Genomic DNA, 21,757 nt, shown 5'->3' with positions numbered 1-21,757 from the left:
CGTATGGTTATTTAATTAGAAAATTAAATTGATAATTATAAATATACAATCCCGATGAAAATCGGGATTTTTTTTTGCTTAAAAGTGAATAATATGAATGCGAAAATAGGAATACAAGGTATAAAAGGCTCTTTTCACCATCAGGTGGCACAAGAATATTTCGCACAAGCTGTCTTAGTAGACGAGTGTTTGTCTTTTGAAGAGCTGGTAGATAATTTGCTTTCAGGTAAGTCAGATCAGGCAGTTATGGCAATTGAGAATTCTATTGCGGGACCTATTATCCCTAATTACGCACTAATCGATAAGAACGATTTACATATAATAGGAGAACATTATTTAAGGATTCATCAAAATTTGATGGCACTCAAAGGTCAGAAAATTGAAGATATTGTAGAGGTTCATTCCCATCCAATGGCTTTGTTGCAATGTATGGATTTCCTTAAAAAATATCCAAACATTAAATTAGTCGAAGATAAAGATACCGCCGAAACGGCTCGTAGAATCCAAGAAAATCAGTTAAAAGGTATCGCTGCAATTGCAAGTGTAACGGCTGCTGAAATGTATGATTTAGAAATTTTAGCTCCTGAAATTCAGACGATAAAAAACAACATGACCCGTTTTGTTATCATAAAAAAACAAAACTCAGTTATACCAGAAGAAGATATTAATAGAGCTTCTATAAAATTTGAATTAGATCATAAGCGTGGTAGTCTGGCGGCAGTGTTAAACGTAATGAGTGATTGTAAAATGAATCTAACAAAGATTCAATCTTTACCAAAAATAGAAACACCATGGAAATATTCTTTTTTTGTGGATGTGACCTTCGAAAAGTATGCTGACTTTGTGAAAGCAAAATCATTGCTTGCAATTATGGCCGAATATTTTAAAGTATTAGGAGAATATAAAAATACAAAGCCGTAATAACGTAGTTGTAAAAGACCATAAATTGAAATTTATAATAAAGGAAAGTAACCTCTTAAAAAGAGAAATTTAATAGCATGATTACAACAGCAAAGCGTTTAGACATTATTGAAGAATACTATTTCTCGTCTAAATTGAGAGAAGTAAGGCAATTGGCTTCTGAAGGGAAACCAATTATAAACATGGGAATTGGAAGTCCGGATTTACGTCCGTCCCAATCAGTTATTGATGCGGTGAAAGCGGCGATGGAAGATGAAAATGCACATCAATATCAGAGTTATCAGGGATTGCCTGAATTGAGAACGAGCATGGCTGATTTCTATTTGAATAATTATAATGTAGCCTTGAATTCCAATACTGAAATCTTGCCTTTGATGGGTTCTAAAGAGGGAATCATGCATATTTCATTAGCTTTTTTGAATGAAGGAGATGAGGTTTTGATTCCGAATCCAGGATATCCAACGTACACTTCGGTAACAAATTTAGTAGGTGCAGTTCCGGTTTATTATGATTTAAAAGAAAATACAAATTGGGAGCCTGATTTTGAAGCTTTAGAGAAATTAGATTTATCGAAAGTAAAAATTATGTGGGTTGGATATCCTCATATGCCAACAGGAGCAAGGGGAAGTCTAGGTTTATTTGAAAAGTTAGTGGCTTTCGCCAAAAAACATCAAATATTGCTGATCAATGATAATCCGTATAGTTTTGTTTTAAATGACAATCCAATGAGCTTGTTGCAGATTGCAGGAGCTAAAGATGTCGCATTAGAACTGAACTCTTTAAGTAAGACCTTTAACATGGCGGGCTGGAGAGTAGGAATGGTTTTAGGAAATGCCGAAGCCATTGATGCCATTTTGAAAGTAAAAAGCAATATGGATAGCGGAATGTTCTTCGGAATTCAAAAAGGAGCGATCGCGGCTTTAAAAAGCGATAAAACGTGGTTTGACTCGATGAACGAAATCTATAAAAAACGTCGTGTTTTAACAGAAAAGCTTGCTGAGAAATTAGGCTGTAAAGTGTATAAGGAAGGTGTAGGTTTATTTGTCTGGGCTAAATTGCCTGAGGGAATTACATCGGCGGAGAAGTTTATTGATCAGATTTTACATGAAAAATATATTTTTATCGCACCAGGAACCATTTTTGGAAGCAACGGAGAAGGATACATTCGATTTGCATTATGTGTAAAAGAAGAAAAGGTACAAGAAGCAATTGATAGATTTTAATTAAATGAAAATTTACATAATAGGAATAGGGTTAATAGGCGGTTCGATGGCATTAGACATCAAAAAATTACACCCAGAAGCTACCGTTTACGGTATTGATAGTAATGAAAATCATTTGCAGGAAGCCTTAGTTTTAGGAGTTGTAGATGCTGGAGCTTCAATTGAGGATGTTGTAGATGCTGATTTTGTAATTCTATCGGTTCCGGTGGATGTTGCTTTAGTTGTGCTGCCAAAAGTGTTAGACGTAGTTGGGAAAAACACAATTGTTTTTGAAGTTGGATCTACTAAAGCTCCAATATGTGAAGCGGTTAGTAATCATCCTAAAAGAAGAAATTTCATTGCGACGCATCCTATTGCAGGAACTGAATTCTCGGGACCATCAGCAGCAATAAAAGGATTGTTTGAAGGGAAAACAAACATCATCTGTGAGGTAGAACGTACTGCGTTTAAATTGCAAGAAAGAGCATTGGATCTTTTTAAATCAATAGGTATGAGAATACGTTATATGGATCCCAATGCGCATGACAAGCATATTGCTTATGTGTCACATCTCTCTCATATTAGTGCTTTTATGCTGGGTAAAACGGTGATAAATAAAGAGAAGGACGAACAAGATATTTTTGATATGGCGGGTTCAGGATTTGAAAGTACGGTTCGTCTGGCCAAAAGTTCGCCAGCGATGTGGACACCTATTTTTAAACAAAATAAGATACAAGTTGTAGAGACATTAGAAGAGTATATTTCGAATCTTTCTCACTTTAAGGATTTGCTGGTAAATGATGATTACGATGCGATTTTTGAAGAAATGGAAAGTGTAAATAGAATAAAAGAAATTTTGAATGGTATGCATGCAAAGACCTAATGTCTATTAATACAAGAATTAACAAAAGAAGAACAACACCAAAAAATAATAAAATAAATAATTAAAAAGATGGAAAACAAGAAAGAAATGAGAACATGGTTGAACGATTTCAATTTATCTCACCCATTTGTGATTGCGGGACCTTGTAGTGCTGAAACAGAAGAACAAGTATTGAAAATAGCTCATGAATTGAAAGATTCTGACGTAAGTGTTTTTAGAGCAGGAATTTGGAAGCCGAGAACACGTCCAGGAGGATTTGAAGGTGTTGGGGAAATAGGATTAAAATGGTTGAAAAAAGCGAAAGAAGAAACAGGATTGCTAATGGGAACAGAGGTTGCAAATGCAGCTCACGTGAAACTAGCTTTAGAATATGATATTGATGTGTTATGGGTGGGAGCTAGAACAACGGTAAACCCTTTTGCGATGCAAGAATTAGCCGATGCTTTACAAGGAACTAAAAAAATTGTATTAGTAAAAAACCCTGTAAACCCAGATTTATCTTTGTGGTTAGGTGGAGTGGAGCGTTTATACAATGCAGGTATCGAAAAATTAGGAGTAATTCACAGAGGTTTTTCTACCTACGAAAAAACAAAATACAGAAATATTCCAGAATGGCAGATTGCTATTGAATTGCAAAATAAGTTTCCTGATTTACCATTAATAATTGATCCCTCTCATATTACTGGAGATCGTGATATGATTCTTGAAGTAACGCAAGAAGCTTTAGACTTGAATTATGACGGTATGATTATCGAAACTCATTACGATCCAGATAATGCATGGAGTGATGCTGCACAGCAAGTGACTCCAACTGCCCTGAAACAAATTTTTGTTGATTTGAAAGTAAGAAAGTTGAATGATGTATCTGATGAGTACACTTCTAAAATGTCTAAATTGAGAGCAAATATTGATGTGCTAGATGCTACACTACTAGATTTGTTAGGAAAAAGAATGAAAGTGGCTGACGAAATAGGTCAAGTTAAAAAAGACGCTAACGTTGCTGTATTGCAAAATACGCGTTGGAATGAAATTCTAGGAAAAATGATTCTCGAAGGAGAGAAAAAAGGACTTTCAGAAGAGTTTGTTTTAAAAATGTTTAAAGCAATTCACCAAGAGAGTATTAATCATCAAGACAAAGTGCTTAATGCATAATTAGCATTTTATTGAATGGAATGAATCCCCACTTTTTTAAGAATTGTGGGGATTTTTTTATCTAAGATTGTGTCGCGGTCAAAAACTTTAGACATCGTACTTTAAACGTGAAACATTCAATTATCTTTGCAAAGCATTTAATAAGTACTTATTGCCATATTGAACGCAGAATATCGTAAAAAATAAAAATGACAGGACTCGTATACAAATCTACAGGAAGTTGGTACACCGTAAAATCCGAACAAGGTGATTTTATAGAATGCCGTATGAAAGGGAAATTCCGAATTAAAGGAATTAAAAGCACAAATCCAATCGCTGTGGGAGATATTGTGGATTATGAACTGGAAGAGTCATCAGATACTGTAACGGGAACGATTCATAATATTCACGAGAGAAAGAATTATATCGTTCGAAAATCAGTGAATTTATCGCATCAGATGCATATTATTGCGTCAAATATTGATCGTGTTTTCCTTTTAGTTACCATAAATAATCCGCCAACGACTTTCAATTTTATCGATCGGTTTTTAGTAACTGCTGAGGCTTATGGAATAGAAACTATTTTGGTATTCAATAAAATTGACACTTTTGATGAAGCTACCTTAGAGGAACAATTGTATATGCAACATGTATATCAAGAAATTGGATACAAATGTCTTCGTGTTTCCTCAACTGAAATGAAGGGAATAGAGCAGTTGAAAGAAATGATGATAGATAAAGTGAGTATGTTCTCAGGACATTCGGGTGTTGGAAAATCAACTTTGGTCAATGCGATGGAGCCTTCGCTGCATTTAAAGACAAAAGTAATTTCAGAAGCCAGCAAACAAGGACAACACACAACGACTTTTGCCGAAATGTATGATTTGTCTTTTAACGCTCGAATTATAGACACACCCGGAATTAAAGGTTTTGGAGTTGTAGATATGGATCCTGCAGAAATAAGCGGGTACTTCCCTGAATTTTTCAAATTAAAAGAACACTGCAAGTTTAATAATTGCCTGCATAAAGACGAACCAAAGTGCGCTGTAAAAGAAGCATTAGAAAAAGATGAAATAGCCTGGTCGCGTTACAATAGTTATCTTAAACTGTTAGAAGGTGATGATGAAAATTATCGTACCGACATCCACAATGAAGACCGCGCTATAAGTGATGAAAACAGAAAGTAAACTCCCAACTTCAAAGGAGAAATTCTTAAAATAAAAATCAAAACCATTGAAAGTAGTAATTCAAAGAGTTTCACAATCCTCAGTAACGATAGATTCTAAAATCGTTGCCGAAATACAAAAAGGTTTATTAATTCTTGTTGGTATCGAAGATTCAGACGGTCAAGAAGATATTGACTGGCTAGTGGGGAAAATCACTAAAATACGTGTTTTTGATGATGAAAATCATGTCATGAACTTATCAGTTGAGGATATCAACGGTGATATAATTGTAGTGAGTCAATTTACACTTCACGCGTCTACCAAGAAAGGCAATCGTCCTTCTTATATTAAAGCGGCAAAACCAGATATTGCGATTCCACTTTATGAAAAATTTGTAAAATCTATTGAATTAGTATTAGCCAAGAAAGTGCAAACAGGTGTTTTTGGCGCTGATATGAAAGTCAGTCTTCTGAATGACGGGCCTGTTACAATATTGATTGACAGTAAAAACAGGGAGTAACTTCTTAGTTTTATACGATTATTCTCAATTAAAATTTATTTTTAAGAACTATTTATTTCTTATTCAGCCGTATGTGTTTTTTTGAAGAAAGACTAACTTTTTTAAACAGTGTTTTTTTTTTATATTTGAAGTAAGATTTCCCCAAATCTATTAACTTAATAACCTCAAATTTTGGCAAAAATCAAACACACTAGTGCTTATGATGTAATCGATCATGTAGCTACAACTGGAAAAAAAAATAATGTAATGCATCTTTCTTCTCAGGAAGAAGAATTTAATGGAGAATTTTTAAAAATAAACAATAAGGAATTAATCAACTTTGGTACTTGCGGTTATTTAGGATTAGAAAAGCATCCGCATATTTTAGCCAAAAGTCATGAGTTATTGGATAGATACGGTTCTCATTTCTCCATTTCAAGAACGTATGTCAAAGCATCATATCAAGATGAATTAGAAAATTTAATTAGTAATATTTTTGATAACCATCCTGTAATAACATTTACTTCGACCTCGGTTGCCCATCAATCGGTAATAGGGACTATTATTCAACCAAGTGATTTAATTATCCTGGACCAACAAGTACATTACAGTGTGCAATATCCTTGTCAATTTGCAAAATTGCAGGGGACTATGGTCAAAATGATTCGCCATAATAATATGGAAATGTTGGAAGAATTCATAAAAAGAGGCTATAACCAATACGATAAGATTTGGTATATGGCCGATGGAGTTTATTCCATGCATGGTGATTTGCCTCATAAAACGGAGCTGCTTTATTTGCTAGAAAAATATCCAAAACTTCATTTGTATTTTGATGATGCTCACGGTGTGGGATGGACTGGCGTAAACGGATGTGGAACTGTGTTTGAACATTTCAAGCATAGTGAAAGGGTGATTTTGATGAGTACATTGGCCAAAGGTTTTGGATGTATTGGAGGAATCGCTGTTTTTAATGATGCAGAAATGCATAGGAAAGTTAATATTTATGGTGGAATTCAGGCTTATACGCATCCTTTGTCTCCATCTAATGTTGGTGCAGCCATTGGCTCGGCAGAGCTTTTACTTTCAGATAAAATTCATACCTATCAAAAAGAGTTGAAGGATTCGATGGAGTATTTGAATCAGAAATTAGAAGAGCTTAATTTGACCAATACTTCTTCAAATGAAACGCCAATTTATTTTATAGGCACGGGCTCTGTGAAGGTGGCTCAAAATCTAGTTCAGCGTGTTTTGGCTGACGGATTGTATGTCAATACGGCGACATTCCCAGTTGTGCCAAATGATAAAACAGGATTGCGATTTACGCTTACCAGACATAATACAAAAGAGCATATTGATCAATTAGTAAGTTCAATAGGTAGAAACTTTCAAATTGCAGTTGATGAGGAAAATGAAGATTTAGAGAAAATCTATAAGACTTTTAATGTTCCTTTTAAAGGTGCGAAAACGATAAAGCCAGTTGAGTCACAGAAGATTTTTGTAGAAATATATAAAAGTATCAATGAAATAGATGCTCATTTATGGGACTATTTTTTTAAGGATAATGGTAGTTATTCGCACAAGGGTTTGCAATGTATTGAAGAAATTTTTTCAAATAACAAAAAGATAGAAGAAAATTGGGGATTTCATTATGTGGTAATAAAGGATGATAGTAATGAAATAGTATTGGCTACATTTTTTACGAGTGGGCTTTACAAAGACGATATGCTGGCTTTGGAAAATGTTTCTAAACAAATTGAAAAACAAAGAGAGCAGGATCCTTATTATTTATGTTCAAAAACATTGGCTATGGGGTCATTGTTTACTGAGGGGAATCATTTGTTTGTAAATGAAAAACATCCTTTGGTGAATGAAGCTTTGAGTGGGTTCTTTGTTGAGGTTGAAAAATTAAAAAAAGCTACTGATTCAAAGGTTGTGATGTTAAGAGATTTTCAGTTCGATTTTAAATATATGGAACATTTCGAAAACGAAGGCTTCGTTAAAATAAATATGCCAAATGTTAATGTAATTCCAATTCAAAGTTGGAAAACGAACGAGGAATTTCTCAGTCAGATTCCGTCAAAAAACAATAAAAGAAATATTGAAAGATATGTTTTAAAATACGAAGATCAATTCGATATTACGTTTAAAAACACAATAACGAGTCAAGAAGCGGAACATTATTATAATTTATTTCAAAACGTTAAAAAAGACAATCATGCCGTTAATTATTTTAAATATCCGGCCAAGATTACCCAAGTACTTTCTAAATATGAAGATTGGGAATTTATGGATATTAAATTAAAAGGAGGTGATGAGACAATCTGCTGCGTTTGGTCATTCAGGGGAGACAAGCATTATTCTCCATTAATTATGGGATTGAATTATGAGTATGTTGAATCGTTGAATCTGTATAAGCAAGCCATTTTTCAATTGGTAAAAAGAGCCAACGATTTAAATAAAGAAAAAGTTTTTTTAGGATATTCTGCCGATTATGAAAAGCAAAAATATGGAGCCAATACCATTTCCTTACATGCTTTTATTAAATTAGATGATACTTTTAATATGGAGTTAATAGAGTCAATGTCGAACATGAAAAAAGGTTGATATATGACAGAATTAGAGAATGAATTTATCCGTTTTTGGGTTAACGATGGAATTTTGTATAGTAAATTTAAATGCGAAGTGAATTTTGATTTAGATAAAATAAAAAAATTAATAGAAACCAGACATGTTATTTCGAATAATGACAATCAGTATTGGTGTTATGATGTTAAAGAAGCAAATGGTTTTTCAAAAGAATGCAGAGATTATGTAGATATTTATGGTCAAGAATTTTTGTTTGCATGTGCTTTAGTTATAAATTCACATATTCAGAAATTTTTATTTAATACATTTCTAAAATTAAAAAAATCGAAAATTCCGTTTCAGATATTTACAAATGAAGAAAAAGCAACGGAATGGCTCTTGGAAATAAAAGCTAAGAACGAAATTAATAGTATTTAAGAATGGCAATGATTGAAAATACGGATTATAAACTTTGGATTGATAGCGGGATATTATTTAGTGTTTTTATAAAACCTACTGATATGACCTTAGAAGTTGCGAAATGTGCAATAGAATTAAGGCATAGTATCTCAAATAATCAACATCAATATTGGTGCATGGATCTTAGAAATCTAAAAGATACATCTGATGAAGCTAAGAAGTACATTGATGAATATGGGGAGGAATTTTTGCATGCTTGCGCTATGATTGTAAATTCCCATTTAATGAAGTTTTTGGTTAACGTTTTTAATCGAATGAAAAAACGAAAAATTCCTGTTAAAATATTTTCCTCAGAAACCGCTGCTGTAAAATGGCTCAATGAGATGAAAGAGCAGAAAGACAAAGGTTATAAAACGAGTATAAGATGTCTAAATTAGAAGAAATATTAACTTTAGTTCGTTCCATTAATGAAGATGAGTTTCAGGAACAATTGACCTATGGAGACAGTTTAGATGATGTGCATAAAGAATTGCTTTTTTTGGCAGAAAAAATAGAATCCAAAAAGAATAGGACCAATGCTATTATTGAGCATATTTCCGATTGTTATTCAGGAGATTTTTTTAATTATTTACCCATTTCAGATTTACAGGATGAATTAGATGTTTTCTGTATGGGATTTAATACCTATATAGAAGAATTAAAAGCAGTGATGGTTTCTAAAAAATCATTGGAAACGATTAATAAAAAATTAGTTGAAGAAAAGGAACTTTCAGAACAATTAGCCATGGCAAGAGACCAATTCTTGTCCAGTATGAGTCATGAAATTCGCACGCCACTTAACGGCATTTTAGGATTTACGGATTTATTGCTAAAAAACACTTCATTAGATGTCGATAGTAAAAAACAATTAGACTATATAAAGATGTCAGGAGATATTCTTCTGGTGATTATCAATGACATTTTGGATTTGGCAAAAATTGAATCGGGACAAATTACTCTCTATGAAAAACCCTTCAATTTATCTAAACTTACTCAGTTAATATATGATACTTTTTGTACTAAGACACAGGAAAAAGGGATTGATTTTAAAATTTCAATAGATAAAAAAGTTCCTGTAATTCTTAATGGGGATTCTATTCGTGTTTCTCAAATATTATTTAATTTAATAAGTAATGCTGTTAAATTTACTCCCGAAAAAGGGAAAATTAGAATAAAGATTAAATTTGATAGAGAGGAAATAGGGTTTAACCGTATTCAAGTTTCAGTAAAAGATTCAGGAATAGGAATACCTTCCGATAAGATTGAAACTATTTTTGATCCATTTATTCAAGTAAGCAATGATACTTCTAGAAAATATGGCGGTACTGGCCTAGGATTAACGATCACCAAGAAAATTATCGATATTATGAATGGCCAAATTCAGGTTGAAAGTAAACTTGATGTTGGTACGAAATTTAAAGTAAACTTGCCTTTTTCTAAAGGGAATCTTAATTCAGTTATTTCTAAATCTTCAATAACTAGAGATAAACCAGTAATTTCTGTTGGTGGCGGGAGAAAGATAAAAGTGCTATTAGCAGAAGATAATCGTATTAATCAAATTTTAGTAGAAAAAGTGCTTTCAAAATTTAATTTTGAATGTGTCACTGTAGGCAATGGGAGCTTAGCAGTTGAGGCAGTTATTAATGGAGATTTTGATGTTATTTTGATGGATATAATGATGCCGATAATGAATGGCTATGAGGCTACTACGATCATTCGTAATTTGGAAGATCAGACTAAAAAAAACATCCCAATTATTGCATTAACTGCAGTTGTAACAGGCTCTATTGTTGAGTTAAGTTCTTCAGTTGGAATAAATAGATACTTGTCTAAGCCTTTCGAGACGGAGGAGTTGTATAATGTCATACTAGAACTAGTCGATAAGGGAAATAGTGTTTAATGGGTTTGATGTTAATTTAAATAGAAACATAATGTAGACTTTTTCAATTTGTATTAATATTGCTTTAGGAGATAAAAGTAGAAGTTTTTTCGGTAGAACAGATATTTCAGCTTATTATATCCAAATTATAACTTCCTCAAGGATTACTACAGCAAATGTTTCTGATGATTAGATAAACAAGATTAAATAAATTCTTTAAAAATAGATAAAATGGACCTAAAAAATTCCCAACTAGACGTAGACAACTGGATTAAAGAGCACGGAGTTCGTTATTTTAATGAATTGACAAATATGGCGCAACTTACGGAAGAAGTAGGAGAAGTAGCCCGCATTATTGCTCGTCGTTACGGGGAACAATCAGAGAAAGAAAGCGATAAAAACAAAGACCTTGGCGAGGAACTAGCCGATGTTGTTTTTGTTGTTTTGTGTCTCGCAAATCAAACCGGAATTGATTTACAAGCTGCTTTCGATAAGAAAATGGATTTTAAATCACTACGAGATAAGGATCGTCACAAAAACAATGAAAAACTGAAATAATTTGTAGATTATAAATTATGAATTATTGGCAAGGAGTAGTAAATTGCGTGCTTGAATTATAAAGGTCATAATTCATTACTCATCACTCATTAGTACAATATGAATTTACTGTTACAAACCACCCACTCTAATTTAAAAGCCCAAATTGCCGTAACCGGTTCAAAAAGTGAAACCAATCGTTTGTTATTGCTGCAAGCTTTGTTTCCTAATATTACGTTAGCAAACACATCTAATTCTGATGATAGCGAAGTGATGCAAAAAGCATTAACAAGTAAAGACTTTTCGAAGAGCCAAGAAATAGATATTCATCATGCTGGAACTGCGATGCGATTTCTTACGGCTTTTTTTGCTGTAAATGAAGGTAGTGATGTAGTCTTGACTGGTTCTGCCAGAATGCAAGAACGTCCTATAAAAGTTTTGGTGGAATCCTTGGAACAACTTGGCGCAATAATCTCCTATGAAAAAGAAGTGGGATATCCACCTATTCGCATCAAAGGACAAAAGATAACCGCTTCTAAGGTAAATATTCCTGCGAATGTAAGCAGTCAATATATTTCGGCTTTATTGTTAGTGGCTCCAAAATTAGAAAATGGTTTAGAATTGACATTAGAAGGCGAAATAACTTCTGTGCCTTACATCAAGATGACTTTGGCTTTGCTGAATGATTTAGATATCAAAACAAGCTTTGAAGGAAATGTAATTAAAGTTTTTCCAAAGCAAGAAGTGGAACCAAAAGAAATGACTGTGGAATCCGATTGGAGTTCAGCATCTTACTTTTTTAGTTTAGTGGCTTTGTCAGAAACGGCCTCAATTTCTTTGAGTAGTTATAGAGAAACGAGTTTACAAGGAGATTCAGCCTTGATAGAAATTTACAAGCAATTAGGTGTTGAAACTCATTTCGACGGAAATAAAATGACTTTGACGAAAGTTCCTGGCTTTAAATTCGTAGATGTAGATTTCGAACTAAATAACACGCCAGACATTGCTCAAACTATTGTTGTCACATGCCTTGGTTTAGGGATTGGTTGTCATTTAACAGGACTTCATACATTAAAAATTAAGGAAACAGATAGACTAGAAGCACTTAGAATTGAGCTTACAAAACTAGGGGCCAATATTTCGGTGACAAATGAAAGTTTGACGCTTGTAGCTTCAAATTCTATTAACCCGAATATTAAAATTGCTACTTATAACGATCATAGAATGGCGATGGCTTTTGCTCCTTTGGCACTAAAAGTGCCAATAATAATCGAAAATGCCGAGGTTGTATCTAAATCATACCCTGATTTCTGGGAAGATTTGAAAAGTTTAGACTTTAATATCACGGAACTAAAAGCATAATTATCAATGTTTACGCGGGTGCACAGTTAATGTATTTGCACTTTGTGCTTTTGTGTTTAAATTAAACAGTAAAACACTTGACAACGCCTATCTCACAGTCGTATATTTGCATTCTTAAATAAGTTTGATTGTAAGGCTAAATAAGTAGGCCTTGTGGTTTAAACTTTTAAATAAAAATATAAAGATGAAATTATCACATTTTCAATTTGATTTACCTAAAGAATTGCTGGCAGAATTTCCGTCTGAACACAGAGATGAAGCTCGTTTAATGGTTGTTGATCGTAAGAAGCAAACTATCGAACACAAAACGTTCAAAGATGTTATCGATTATTTTGACGATGGCGATGTTTTAATTTTGAATAATACCAAAGTTTTTCCGGCACGTTTGTACGGAAACAAAGAAAAAACGGGTGCAAGAATTGAAGTTTTTTTACTTAGAGAACTAAACGGTGAACAACGTCTTTGGGATGTTTTAGTAGATCCAGCACGTAAAATCAGAATTGGGAACAAATTGTATTTCGGTGACGATGATTCATTAGTAGCTGAGGTTATTGATAACACAACTTCTCGTGGAAGAACATTGCGTTTCCTTTACGATGGTTCCTACGAAGAATTTAGAAAAAAATTGACAGAACTTGGAGAAACTCCAATCCCAAAATACATAAGCAGAGACGTTACGCCAGAAGATGCGGAGCGTTACCAAACGATTTATGCGAAAGAAGAAGGAGCTGTCGCGGCGCCTACTGCAGGATTACACTTCTCTAAGCATTTATTGAAAAAATTAGAAATTAAAGGAATTAAATTTGCCGAGGTTACACTACACGTTGGTTTAGGTACTTTCAACCCTGTTGAGGTTGAGGATTTGTCTAAGCATAAAATGGACTCTGAGGAATTAAAAATTACTCAAGAAGCTTGTGATATTGTAAATGACGCAAAAGCCCGCAAAAAACGTATTTGTACTGTAGGTACTACATCGATGCGTGCTGTTGAGAGTTCAGTTTCTTCACATGGAACACTAAATCCTTTTGATGGTTGGACAAACAAATTTGTTTTCCCTCCTCATGACTTTACAATTCCTACTTGTATGATTACCAACTTTCATACGCCAAAATCTACTTTATTAATGATGGTTTCTGCATTTTGTGGACATGATTTAATGAAAAGAGCTTATGAAGAAGCAATCAAAGAAAATTACAAATTCTATTCTTATGGTGATGCTATGTTGATCATCTAATAAAAATAAAGGATTAATTCACTAATTATCTCGTCAGCAATGGCGAGATTTTTTTTTTTGGGCATGCCCCCAAAAGGGTTGGGCTATTGTTACAATCTTTTTTATATTTCGCTAGCGCTTGATTATAAAAAAGGATTTCCACGACTATCCCTCACGCAACTCTAAGTGTAAAATAATATTTTTTTGAAAAATCTAATCCACCTGATAAACTAATTTAATTGTAATGGTGGCAGTTTTGTTTTTGGAATTGGTATTAAAGGAACCTCCATAAGAATAATCTTCAGACGAGTTTTGCGCTATAATCTGAAAAACGCCCATGTCAGATTTTTTTAGATTGCCTAAACCGGCATCGGCATTTTCAGCAATACTTTTAGCTCTGTTGCTAGCGTCTTTTGTAGCTTCAGCAATCATTTTTATTTTTAGCTCCGCAAGTTTAGTGTAATAATATTCGGGAGCATTCGAGTAAAACTCAACTCCCGTGTTAATTAATTCGCTGGATTGTCTCGAAATATCTTCTATTTTATTTACGTCTTTGGACTGGATAGTAACAATTTGATTTAATGTAAAGCCAGTAAAAATAGATTGTCTGATGGTTCCATTTTCATTGTAAGTAGTCTCAAAATCCTTGTTGAAAGAAATTGCCGAAAATACAATGTCAGTAGAAGGGATTCCTTTGGCAGATAAATAGCTTTTAATTTTTTCACGGTCAGCGTCCAGGGATGCATAAGCATCTTTTAAGGTGCTGCTCTTTTTTGAAAAAGATCCAGTCCATACAATTAAATCAGATACGAAATCTGTTTTTCCTAAACCGGTAACGCTAATAGTGTCGTTACTTTTATTTCTGTTTTGGAAAGCATTCGAAAACAAAAAAGCAGAGATTACTAAGGCTATTGAAAGGATAATTACGTTTAGACTGTTTTTTAGCATTTGTTTTGGATTTTAATACCAGTAAATATACATAAAATAAAGACGGTATTTGGAATGTTGAGAAGTAATCTTCGGCTTATGCATTTGAGTTTTTGTAACTCTGAAAATAAAGTGGTGTCACTTTGTGTAGGAATAATTATTAGTTATTTTTACAGAACTAAATTAGAGATATGACTTTCGAAAATACTAGAGAATTTGCAAAACAACTTGATTCACAAGACAAATTAAATAAATACAGAGACGAATTTATTTTTCCAAAAGTGAATGATAACAAAGTAATTTATTTTACAGGGAATTCATTGGGATTGCAGCCTAAACGAACCAAAGCTTATGTCGATGAAGTTATGAATGACTGGGCAAATCTTGCGGTAGAAGGGCATTTTTATGCCGAAAAACCTTGGTGGGACTATCACGAACGTTTCGCTGAACCATTGAGTAAAATCGTTGGAGCACTTCCTTCAGAAGTTACGGTGATGAATACGTTGACTGTGAATCTTCATTTGTTGATGGTCTCCTTTTACAGACCTACAAAAAAGAGGTTCAAAATCATTTGTGAAGAAAAAGCATTCCCTTCAGATCAATATATGTTTCAAAGTCAGGTGCATTTCCACGGATATAAAACTGAGGACGCCATTGTAGAAATTAAACGACGCGACGGCGAGCATAACATTCGATTAGAAGATGTATTAGCGAAAATTAAGGAAGTAGGAGATGAGTTGGCTTTAGTTTTAATAGGCGGAGTAAACTACTATACAGGTCAAGTTTTTGACATGAAAACAATAACTTTCGCTGGACATGATGCAGGTGCGATAGTTGGTTGGGATCTTGCTCATGCTGCCGGAAACATAAAATTAGAATTACACGATTGGGATGTGGATTTTGCTGCTTGGTGCAGTTACAAGTACATGAATTCAGGTCCGGGAAATGCTTCTGGATGTTTCGTTCATGAAAAACACCACAAAAATCCTGACTTACCAAGATTTGCTGGCTGGTGGGGACACAACAAAGAACGCCGTTTCAAGATGGAACCTACTTTTGATCCCGTTCATGGGGTCGACGGTTGGCAAATAAGTAATTTGCCAGTACTTTCTTTGGCACCTTATTTGGCCTCAATAGAAATGTTTGACGAAATAGGAATGGACGCGCTTATTGAAAAAAGAGATAAAATCACTGCCTATTTAGAATTTATTCTTCAGGAAATCGACAAAGAAGTCAATAGTAGTTTCGAAATAATTACACCAACGAATCCAGCCGAAAGAGGATGCCAATTATCTGTTTTACTTCATGGAGAAGGACGTAGTTTATTTGACTATTTAATGAAAAGCGGAGTAATCACAGATTGGCGAGAACCCAACGTGATTCGGTTAGCGCCAGTTCCTTTGTACTGTTCTTTTGAAGATATGTATGATTTTGGGCAGATTTTGAAAGAGGGAATTTTAAAATAAATATAGACAACAACACCGTTTGAGTAATCAAGCGGTGTTTTTTCTTATCTCTAAATTATGATTTGTTTCAATATTGCGGCAATGTTAATCCATAAGAAATTATAGAATGACTTTTCTCGATCTCGCTCGACGGTGGCTGTAGTATTAATGGTTTGACCACTGGTATCATTCTTAACAATTAAATTAGTCAGAGCACTTTTTAGCTTGTTTTTCTTTTCAGGAGCTCCTTTTCTATATAAAGTAACTTTTAATCCATGGTATTTTAGGGATGCGTCTTCATAAGAGTTGAAATCATTTCCTTTAATGGTAAATTTGAGTTCATCAATTATACCTTGTGTAGTGGCGTTGAGATAGGGTTTTGTAAATGTGGTTAGATCACTTGTTTTTAAATTAGATACATTCCCATGTATAGTAAAGCGATCCTTTTGATCCAAAACATTAAACGTCCAGTTTAGCTTTAGAGGTGAGTGATTCATGAATTTACAATTGATGTCAATAGCGACATCAGCGAGTTTCTTTTGTTGAAAACCACTTTGTATATTGTTTGCTTTAAGGTTAAATTTATTAAAGCTGAGTTTTCCAGGTCCTTTCTGGAAATTTATTTCTTCTTCATAAACTAAAAGGGAATTTCTTATAGCAAGTGTGTCAATTTTTAGTGGAAATTTTATGTCTCGAAGTAGTGCATTATATAATGGTTTTTTACTTAAATCATCGGGCGGTAGTTTGTTTCTGTAGATATTTGCTGACAATTGATCTATGATAACTGAATTAGCGTTGAAGAATGGTTTGTCATCTTTAAAACCCCAATCTATATTGTTGATTTTAATAGATTCGGACCGTAGTGTGAAAAGGTCTTTTTCTTTATCTAGTTTTTTAGTGAATTGACTTCGGCTATATTCTGGGATCATTTCAAATTTTTCAACACTAAAATCTTTGTCTGAAGCTATTAAATTTGAGGCTTTAAGGTGATAGTTGTTGTTTAATCGGTAATAAATACTGTCAGTTTTTATGGCGAAGTTTTGATAAGAAAAGGGGATCTTATTTTGTAATAAATCATCAGTTACAATAATGTTGTTTATTCTTAAATTAATATTAGTAAGGCTCAATATAGGTTTGTCAGTTGTTGTATTCATGATTTTAAGCTTGCCTCTATTTAGGATGATATTTGAAACCATAATGATTTCTTGAAATGGTTTCACCACTGCAGAGCCTAAATTTTTAGAATTGTTAATAGCATTCTGAGAATCCTTCTCGACAACAATTTCGGGTGCTGTAATAATAATAGTGTTCGCTTTGATGCGATCGTTAAAAAGGATGTCCCAGACCTTAAATCCACTTATTTCAATTGACTCTATTTTCGAATAGATATTTAGTTTTTTACCGTTTTCTAGCTGTTTAGTTTTTGGAGCAATTATTAATTTTGAGGCTTTTATTTTTTTCGATAAAAGATTAATTTCTAAAATACTGTAAGCAATAGTATACGAAGTTGGATTCTTTTCTGAAATAATTATGGGAAGTTTTTTATTGAGCCAAAAGTTAAGTCCAACATTAATTATTACAACCAAAATAAGGAGACTAAAGACTAGGAGTGCTATTTTTTTTAATAGAGACATAAGTTTTATTTTTCTTCTAAATATTAAAATGAAGGTTTATGTTATTTTCAGTATTATGGTGCTATAAAAATAAGAACTATTAATAGAGGTTTTTGATTGACACATTAATTATGTAACAAATAGATTTAATAATGTAAATCGTTTCGTGTTTTATAGCCGTTTCTTTGTAATATATTAATTAATAAAGTAAAAATTATGAAAGCATTATATCTTATAGCATTGTCCTTGTTTATTATTTCTTGTAAAAATCAAGGAAGTATGGATGTTGAAGCGGCAAAACAGGTTAGTATCGATTCAATGAAAACTGAAATTGCAAAACAAAAAGTAATCGATTCTATGCAGATTGAGATGGCAAAGGTAGAGACTCAAAAAGAAGTTATAGTTGTTAATCAGCCAGGAACTAATACTAATACGCACACAACTACAACGACAACAACCCAAAGAAAAGCGTGGAGTAGTACGGCTAAAGGTGCTGTAATTGGGGCTGGAGTAGGTGCTGCTACCGGAGCGATTATAAGTAAGAAAAAAGGACAGGGTGCAATAATTGGTGGTTTAGCTGGAGCTGGTGTTGGAGCTGGAACTGGTGCTATTATTGATGGAAGCAAAAAGTAATAAAAGAATAATCATTTTTTAAAAGAGTGTTTAAGTTCAATTGGGAACTTAAACACTCTTTCTGTTTACTTCAATATCGTATATGTTCCGCTGTTTTTATTTAGGAAAAGATTCAGTAGGCTTGTCTTTTCGTGCATATTGAAAGCGATCAATTAACTTCGGTAAGCAATAGGCATCTAATCCATTTAGGGCAACTACATTTCCTTTGTCAATTTGCAACCAGCCATCTTCATTTGCTAGTTCTTCGTTGTAATATAATTTTTCTATTGATGCAATAATATGAATAGTATCGTTTTCTTTAATATAATATTCACTCACATATTTGCAGTATAGTTGCACTGGGCTTCCCTGAGTGAAAGGTGTTTTTATATTTTCCTTATATTCTTCTTGTAAATTTGTCTTGTCAAATTCTGATATATTACTTTCATAATTTGCCGATGTATGATGAGCATCAGCAATCATGTTCTCAGTAACGTGATTAACTGTAAAATAACCTGTTTCTTTGATGTTTTTGTAGGTATCTCTAGGAACAGTCGTGGGACGTACAATCAGTCCAATTAAAGCGGGATCACTACCTAAATGTGTAACGCTACTAAAGATTGCAACATTATTAATCCCGTCCAGGGATTGTGTAGCAATTAAATTCGCCGATTTATAGCCCGTACAGGAGTTGATTAGGTTTAGTCTTTGAACTCTTCCCATTTCGGATAGATCTTGTATTGATATTTCTTTCATCTTGAGTAGTATTTACGACAAATGTAAATTTTGTTTATTAAAAATGAAATATAATTAAACAAAATTATATTTTTATTTTGTAAATTAAATGTTGGTTAACCGTGTGATCTCGATAATGAAATACAATTCGTTCAAATGCATCGCAATTTATTTATATTTGTTAGTCTCAAAATACCAGTATGAAAATATTTAAAAAAGTCCTTCTCGTTATAGTTTCGTTCGTTGTAATTCTAATCATAGGGTTCATGTTGTATGGTTTTTACTTAAAACCAAAATATGAAGGGGAATTACAATTGAAAAACATTCAGAAAGAAACTACGGTGTATTTTGATGATTTCGGAATTCCGCATATTTATGCCCAAAATGCAGAAGATGCGATGACAGCCTTAGGTTATGTGCATGCTCAAGATCGATTGTGGCAAATGGAACTGATGCGGCGTATCGCTCCAGGCCGTTTGTCTGAAATTTTTGGGAATGTGACTTTAAAGAATGATCAATTTTTTGCTGGTCTTGGTATCGAAGAGGCTTCGCTAAAAGCGATTGCAGCTTTGGATAGAAACAGTGAAGGTTACAAGGGGACAATGGCCTATCTGGAGGGGATTAATCAATATATGGAAGAAGGGGCTAGTCCAATCGAATTTCAGTTGCTTGGTGTGAAGAAAGAGAAATTCACGATTAAAGACGTTTATAATATTTTTGGATATATGTCATTCAGTTTTGCCATGGCACATAAAACAGATCCGTTATTGACTGATATTAGAAATAAATACGGAATGGATTATCTTAAGGATTTTGGATTAGATGGTTCGTTAAATACTACAATTATAAAAACCGCAAAAAAGAGGCCACAAGAGTATGCTGCGATTTCTAAGTCAATTGCAGCCTTGTTAGATAAATCACCAATTCCGCCTTTTATAGGAAGTAACAGCTGGGTTATTGCTCCCGAGAAAACTAAAAACGGGAAAGTTATTTTTGCCAATGATCCGCACATTGGTTTTTCGCAACCAGGAACATGGTACGAAGCTCATATTGTAACGCCAGAATTTGAATTGTATGGTTGTTATCTTGCAGGGACACCGTATCCATTGTTAGGGCATAACCGTGAATATGCTTATGGTTTGACTATGTTTGAAAATGATGATATCGATTTCTATCAAGAACAGAATGATCCTAATGATGCTAATAAATATAAAACACCGAACGGCTATAATGACTATGAGATTAGGAGAAAAGTTATAAAAGTAAAAGAGAGTTCAGATGTGGTTTTAAATTTAAAAATTAGCCGTCATGGTCCTGTCATGAATGATTTAATTGATGGTTTGGATAACAAGAATCCAGTGGCTATGTCTTGGATTTACACTCAGCAACCTATTCAAATTCTGGAAGCAGTTTATATGCTTTCACATTCCAAAAGTAAGGCTGATTTCCAGAAAGGAGTGAGTCTTATCGCGGCTCCAGGTCTAAATGTGATGTATGGAGATGCTAAAGGTAATATAGGATGGTGGGCAACGGGCAAACTATATAAACATAAGGAAGGAGTTAATCCTAATTTTATTTTGGATGGCGCTTCTGGAAAAGATGATATTGCAGCTTATTTGGATTTCTCCAAAAATCCTTCGGCTGAAAATCCGGAATGGAACTACGTGTATTCTGCAAACAATCAACCCGAAGCGATTGATGGAGTTTTATACCCGGGTTATTATCTACCCGAAGATAGAGCTAAAAGAATTACCCAACTGTTAGATCCAAAATCAAATTGGGATAAAGAATCGGTCGGTAAAATGATCACTGATAATACTTCATCCGTAGCGCCAGATGTAGTTAAGAATTTAATTTCGAATCTAAATACGAATTCGCTTTCGAATAATGAAAAAGAAGCGGTTGCTGTTTTAAAATCTTGGAAAGGAACGAATAATAAAGTAGATGTTGCCCCCACGATTTACAATAAGTGGATTTATTTTTATCTAAAAAATACCTTTGAAGACGAGTTAGGAGAAGAAGGCTTCAAGCAGTTTTTAACAACGCACATAATGAAGCAACTAATCGCGAAACAAAGTGTTAACGAAAATTCGCTTTGGTGGGACAATATTAAAACGACAAACAAAAAGGAAACCCGATCAGAGATTATTTCGAAGTCATTTAAAGAGGCGATAGCTGCATTAGAAAATCAACTTGGAGAATCAATTCCTGCTTGGAATTGGAGTAAAGTTCATGTTGTAGAATACCAGCATCCGTTGGGCAAAGTAGCTATGTTGAGAAAAATATTTAACGTTGGTCCCTATGATGTTGATGGTTCGAATGAAGTCATCAATAACCAAATGTTTGATTATACAAATGAAGCAAAATATGTAGTAAAAGGAGGCCCGTCATCTAGGAGAGTAATCGATTTTTCGGATATTGAAAACAGCTGGAATGTTTTGCCTACTGGGCAATCAGGGAATTTATTAAGCAGGCATTACAACGATCAGGCAGCAATATATAACGCGGGGAATTTCAGGAAAATGTTGCTAAATGAGGGCGAGATTGTTAAAACTTCAACAAAATTAATATTTAAACCAGTTAAAAATTAGGGGTTTTTAAAGGC

General features: G+C 33.7%; 19 protein-coding genes. 16 read left to right on the top strand and 3 right to left on the bottom strand.

Features of this window, described 5'->3' with window-relative positions:
- The first annotated feature begins 93 nt into the window (after window positions 1–93).
- The 13 genes from FQU23_RS13815 (at window position 94) to queA (ending at window position 13,841) form a co-directional block, all read left to right on the top strand.
- Entirely contained in the window at window positions 94–921 is an 828-nt protein-coding gene (locus FQU23_RS13815) for a prephenate dehydratase (protein ID WP_147674340.1), read from the top strand.
- A 77-nt stretch (window positions 922–998) separates the two neighbouring features.
- Window positions 999–2,144 (top strand): pyridoxal phosphate-dependent aminotransferase, encoded by a 1,146-nt coding sequence (locus FQU23_RS13810; RefSeq protein ID WP_147674339.1) that lies wholly within the window; start codon window positions 999–1,001, stop codon window positions 2,142–2,144.
- 4 nt (window positions 2,145–2,148) lie between these two features.
- Window positions 2,149–3,006, top strand: coding sequence for a prephenate dehydrogenase (locus FQU23_RS13805; protein WP_147674338.1), 858 nt, complete (start codon window positions 2,149–2,151; stop codon window positions 3,004–3,006).
- 69 nt (window positions 3,007–3,075) lie between these two features.
- Window positions 3,076–4,158: a bifunctional 3-deoxy-7-phosphoheptulonate synthase/chorismate mutase type II gene (locus FQU23_RS13800; RefSeq protein WP_132111862.1), complete on the top strand. Its 1,083-nt coding sequence runs from the start codon at window positions 3,076–3,078 to the stop codon at window positions 4,156–4,158.
- 188 nt (window positions 4,159–4,346) lie between these two features.
- Window positions 4,347–5,324 carry a ribosome small subunit-dependent GTPase A gene (gene rsgA, locus FQU23_RS13795; RefSeq protein WP_147674337.1) on the top strand — a complete coding sequence of 326 codons (978 nt, stop codon included), beginning with the start codon at window positions 4,347–4,349 and terminating at the stop codon, window positions 5,322–5,324.
- A 46-nt stretch (window positions 5,325–5,370) separates the two neighbouring features.
- Window positions 5,371–5,823: a D-aminoacyl-tRNA deacylase gene (gene dtd, locus FQU23_RS13790; protein ID WP_147674336.1), complete on the top strand. Its 453-nt coding sequence runs from the start codon at window positions 5,371–5,373 to the stop codon at window positions 5,821–5,823.
- 171 nt (window positions 5,824–5,994) lie between these two features.
- Window positions 5,995–8,409: an aminotransferase class I/II-fold pyridoxal phosphate-dependent enzyme gene (locus FQU23_RS13785; protein WP_147674335.1), complete on the top strand. Its 2,415-nt coding sequence runs from the start codon at window positions 5,995–5,997 to the stop codon at window positions 8,407–8,409.
- A gap of 3 nt (window positions 8,410–8,412) precedes the next feature.
- Complete coding sequence (locus FQU23_RS13780) at window positions 8,413–8,808, top strand: hypothetical protein (RefSeq protein WP_147674334.1); 396 nt, start codon at window positions 8,413–8,415, stop codon at window positions 8,806–8,808.
- Window positions 8,809–8,810: 2 nt separating this feature from the next.
- Window positions 8,811–9,227: a hypothetical protein gene (locus tag FQU23_RS13775; RefSeq protein ID WP_147674333.1), complete on the top strand. Its 417-nt coding sequence runs from the start codon at window positions 8,811–8,813 to the stop codon at window positions 9,225–9,227.
- Window positions 9,215–10,729 carry an ATP-binding protein gene (locus FQU23_RS13770; protein WP_147674332.1) on the top strand — a complete coding sequence of 505 codons (1,515 nt, stop codon included), beginning with the start codon at window positions 9,215–9,217 and terminating at the stop codon, window positions 10,727–10,729. Before FQU23_RS13775 ends, FQU23_RS13770 begins: the two co-directional genes overlap by 13 nt.
- A gap of 210 nt (window positions 10,730–10,939) precedes the next feature.
- Window positions 10,940–11,266 (top strand): nucleotide pyrophosphohydrolase, encoded by a 327-nt coding sequence (locus tag FQU23_RS13765; protein WP_147674331.1) that lies wholly within the window; start codon window positions 10,940–10,942, stop codon window positions 11,264–11,266.
- A gap of 99 nt (window positions 11,267–11,365) precedes the next feature.
- Window positions 11,366–12,607, top strand: coding sequence for a 3-phosphoshikimate 1-carboxyvinyltransferase (gene aroA / locus FQU23_RS13760; RefSeq protein WP_147674330.1), 1,242 nt, complete (start codon window positions 11,366–11,368; stop codon window positions 12,605–12,607).
- Window positions 12,608–12,791: 184 nt separating this feature from the next.
- Window positions 12,792–13,841 (top strand): tRNA preQ1(34) S-adenosylmethionine ribosyltransferase-isomerase QueA, encoded by a 1,050-nt coding sequence (gene queA, locus FQU23_RS13755; protein WP_147674329.1) that lies wholly within the window; start codon window positions 12,792–12,794, stop codon window positions 13,839–13,841.
- 192 nt (window positions 13,842–14,033) lie between these two features.
- Here queA and FQU23_RS13750 read toward each other — a convergent pair whose 3' ends face one another.
- Window positions 14,034–14,768 (bottom strand): SIMPL domain-containing protein, encoded by a 735-nt coding sequence (locus FQU23_RS13750; RefSeq protein ID WP_132111882.1) that lies wholly within the window; start codon window positions 14,766–14,768, stop codon window positions 14,034–14,036.
- A 170-nt stretch (window positions 14,769–14,938) separates the two neighbouring features.
- Here FQU23_RS13750 and kynU point away from each other — a divergent pair, with 170 nt between their 5' ends.
- Window positions 14,939–16,213: a kynureninase gene (gene kynU / locus FQU23_RS13745; RefSeq protein WP_147674328.1), complete on the top strand. Its 1,275-nt coding sequence runs from the start codon at window positions 14,939–14,941 to the stop codon at window positions 16,211–16,213.
- Window positions 16,214–16,263: 50 nt separating this feature from the next.
- Here the strand turns inward: kynU and FQU23_RS13740 are convergent, their stop codons facing one another.
- Window positions 16,264–17,826, bottom strand: a complete 1,563-nt coding sequence (locus FQU23_RS13740) for a hypothetical protein (RefSeq protein WP_147674327.1) — start codon at window positions 17,824–17,826, stop codon at window positions 16,264–16,266.
- Window positions 17,827–18,021: 195 nt separating this feature from the next.
- Between FQU23_RS13740 and FQU23_RS13735 the strand changes: the two genes are divergently transcribed.
- Window positions 18,022–18,438 carry a YMGG-like glycine zipper-containing protein gene (locus tag FQU23_RS13735; RefSeq protein ID WP_132111888.1) on the top strand — a complete coding sequence of 139 codons (417 nt, stop codon included), beginning with the start codon at window positions 18,022–18,024 and terminating at the stop codon, window positions 18,436–18,438.
- A 96-nt stretch (window positions 18,439–18,534) separates the two neighbouring features.
- Here the strand turns inward: FQU23_RS13735 and FQU23_RS13730 are convergent, their stop codons facing one another.
- Window positions 18,535–19,173, bottom strand: coding sequence for a flavin reductase family protein (locus tag FQU23_RS13730; RefSeq protein ID WP_147674326.1), 639 nt, complete (start codon window positions 19,171–19,173; stop codon window positions 18,535–18,537).
- 179 nt (window positions 19,174–19,352) lie between these two features.
- On the opposite strand from FQU23_RS13730, the gene FQU23_RS13725 reads away from it, so the two are divergent.
- The gene (locus tag FQU23_RS13725; RefSeq protein ID WP_147674325.1) at window positions 19,353–21,743 is read left to right on the top strand and encodes a penicillin acylase family protein; all 2,391 of its coding nucleotides are present in this window, start codon (window positions 19,353–19,355) and stop codon (window positions 21,741–21,743) included.
- Window positions 21,744–21,757 lie beyond the last annotated feature (14 nt).

The sequence above is a fragment of the Flavobacterium sp. XN-5 genome, from assembly GCF_008033395.2.
In the GTDB taxonomy this organism is placed as follows: Bacteria; Bacteroidota; Bacteroidia; order Flavobacteriales; family Flavobacteriaceae; genus Flavobacterium; species Flavobacterium hiemivividum.
Note: the sequence above shows the minus strand (reverse complement) of the source record. Positions and strands in the feature narration are given on the sequence as shown.

What these genes read in the sequence shown, in the direction of transcription:
- FQU23_RS13815 (WP_147674340.1), top strand. Translation starts at nt 94, where the DNA reads ATGAATGCGAAAATAGGAATACAAGGTATAAAAGGCTCTTTTCACCAT.
- FQU23_RS13810 (WP_147674339.1), top strand. Translation starts at nt 999, where the DNA reads ATGATTACAACAGCAAAGCGTTTAGACATTATTGAAGAATACTATTTC.
- FQU23_RS13805 (WP_147674338.1), top strand. Translation starts at nt 2,149, where the DNA reads ATGAAAATTTACATAATAGGAATAGGGTTAATAGGCGGTTCGATGGCA.
- FQU23_RS13800 (WP_132111862.1), top strand. Translation starts at nt 3,076, where the DNA reads ATGGAAAACAAGAAAGAAATGAGAACATGGTTGAACGATTTCAATTTA.
- rsgA (WP_147674337.1), top strand. Translation starts at nt 4,347, where the DNA reads ATGACAGGACTCGTATACAAATCTACAGGAAGTTGGTACACCGTAAAA.
- FQU23_RS13780 (WP_147674334.1), top strand. Translation starts at nt 8,413, where the DNA reads ATGACAGAATTAGAGAATGAATTTATCCGTTTTTGGGTTAACGATGGA.
- FQU23_RS13775 (WP_147674333.1), top strand. Translation starts at nt 8,811, where the DNA reads ATGGCAATGATTGAAAATACGGATTATAAACTTTGGATTGATAGCGGG.
- FQU23_RS13770 (WP_147674332.1), top strand. Translation starts at nt 9,215, where the DNA reads ATGTCTAAATTAGAAGAAATATTAACTTTAGTTCGTTCCATTAATGAA.
- FQU23_RS13765 (WP_147674331.1), top strand. Translation starts at nt 10,940, where the DNA reads ATGGACCTAAAAAATTCCCAACTAGACGTAGACAACTGGATTAAAGAG.
- aroA (WP_147674330.1), top strand. Translation starts at nt 11,366, where the DNA reads ATGAATTTACTGTTACAAACCACCCACTCTAATTTAAAAGCCCAAATT.
- queA (WP_147674329.1), top strand. Translation starts at nt 12,792, where the DNA reads ATGAAATTATCACATTTTCAATTTGATTTACCTAAAGAATTGCTGGCA.
- FQU23_RS13750 (WP_132111882.1), bottom strand. Translation starts at nt 14,768, where the DNA reads ATGCTAAAAAACAGTCTAAACGTAATTATCCTTTCAATAGCCTTAGTA.
- kynU (WP_147674328.1), top strand. Translation starts at nt 14,939, where the DNA reads ATGACTTTCGAAAATACTAGAGAATTTGCAAAACAACTTGATTCACAA.
- FQU23_RS13740 (WP_147674327.1), bottom strand. Translation starts at nt 17,826, where the DNA reads ATGTCTCTATTAAAAAAAATAGCACTCCTAGTCTTTAGTCTCCTTATT.
- FQU23_RS13735 (WP_132111888.1), top strand. Translation starts at nt 18,022, where the DNA reads ATGAAAGCATTATATCTTATAGCATTGTCCTTGTTTATTATTTCTTGT.
- FQU23_RS13730 (WP_147674326.1), bottom strand. Translation starts at nt 19,173, where the DNA reads ATGAAAGAAATATCAATACAAGATCTATCCGAAATGGGAAGAGTTCAA.
- FQU23_RS13725 (WP_147674325.1), top strand. Translation starts at nt 19,353, where the DNA reads ATGAAAATATTTAAAAAAGTCCTTCTCGTTATAGTTTCGTTCGTTGTA.